Annotated in this window: 2 protein-coding genes; both read right to left on the bottom strand. The window is 69.8% G+C overall.

From position 1 onward, the window contains the following. Positions 1-151 precede the first annotated feature (151 nt). Positions 152-691 carry a phospholipase gene (locus ABZ749_RS35350; RefSeq protein WP_357235791.1) on the bottom strand — a complete coding sequence of 180 codons (540 nt, stop codon included), beginning with the start codon at positions 689-691 and terminating at the stop codon, positions 152-154. A 179-nt stretch (positions 692-870) separates the two neighbouring features. Next, the coding region (locus tag ABZ749_RS35345; protein WP_357235788.1) for a fibronectin type III domain-containing protein at positions 871-1,290 on the bottom strand (420 nt) is incomplete at its 5' end.

The raw sequence follows: 1,290 nt of genomic DNA, 5'->3' as shown, positions 1-1,290 counted from the left end.
GCTGCAAGGGCCGACAGCGCGCGTGGAAAGATGGCCACCATGTGCGGACTTCTGGCGCGAGCGCGGGCGCGAGCGCGAGCGCGAGGTGCGAGGTGCGAGGGCGTGGGGTGGGGCGCGGGGCGGGGAGTGCGGGTGGGGGTGGGGGTGGGGGTTAGTGGGTTGCGGCGTTGGCTTCGGCTTGGGCCTTCATTCGGGCGGCGCGGTCGATGTCGGCCTGCTGGACGGCCGCTACCGAACCGAAGATGCTGACCGCCTGGTAGTAGGTCCAGGCCAGGCTGTAGCAGGCCGGCCGAACGACCGAGTTGTACGTGGTGCAGACACGCTTCAGGTCCTCGTAGAAGGCGTTGTCGAGGCGGGACTTGTTTGCGGAGAACTGGCCGACCGCCTTGTAGTTGCGGTAGCCGAAGTCGTGCCGGTAGCAGCCCAGGTTGAAGGTGAAGCCGAGCGGGTTGTCCGGGCTGGACGAGCAGTAGTCGGTGGACCAGTTGAAGTTGTACTCGGCCCAGGGTGCCCGGTTGACCCGGGCGCTGTTCCACGAGTTGTAGCTGGACGCGCTGGTCTGGGTCCAGCTGGACAGCACGGAGAGCTTCTGGGCGGGGGTGACGGCGGCGGCGGCGGGTGAGGCGATGGCGAGGGTGGCGAGCAGCGCTGACGCGCCCGAGGCGAGCAGGGTGGCGAGACGTCGGGGCACGGGTTACCTCCGCGGGGGTGAGCGGGTGGGACGGAAGTTACCGGCGGGTTACCGGATGTCGATGAGTGTCGATCAGCTGATCAACTAGGTGGTATGCGCATCGCCAACTATTGGTGACATACGTCGAAACAGACGAATGCCCCGGACGCACGAGGCGTCCGGGGCATTCCGAGGGATGGTCAGCGCAGGACGAATGCCGGCGGGCTGGCGGGGCTCTCGTTGGCCGACCGGTCGACCGCGGTCAACTGGTAGGTGTAGCGCCGACCGGGCTCGGCCGAGGTGTCCACCCAGGACTGGACGTTGCCGGGCGTGGCTCGGACGGTGTCGACCAGGTGCGCGGCGTCGGCAGTGGCGCACCGGCCGGGCACTGTGGTGCCGTCGAACCGGTAGATCGCGTACGAGGTGGCGGTGCCGAGCGGGCCGACGCCGTCGGCGGGTTGCCGCCAGGTGAGCCGGACCCCGTCGGCCTGCCGCGTCGCCTTGGTGACCACCGGGAAGAGCAGCGGCCGCGCCGGCAGGTGGGGCATGGCCGGCACCAGCGCCGGGCGGGAGTAGTGCTCACCGGCGTAGATGTCGGTGGCGCCGAGCCGGTTGGCCCG

This window comes from Micromonospora sp. NPDC047753 (assembly GCF_040642735.1).
GTDB lineage: Bacteria > Actinomycetota > Actinomycetes > Mycobacteriales > Micromonosporaceae > Micromonospora.
The sequence above is the reverse complement of the archived record's forward strand: the minus strand, read 5'-3'. Positions and strand labels throughout refer to the sequence as shown.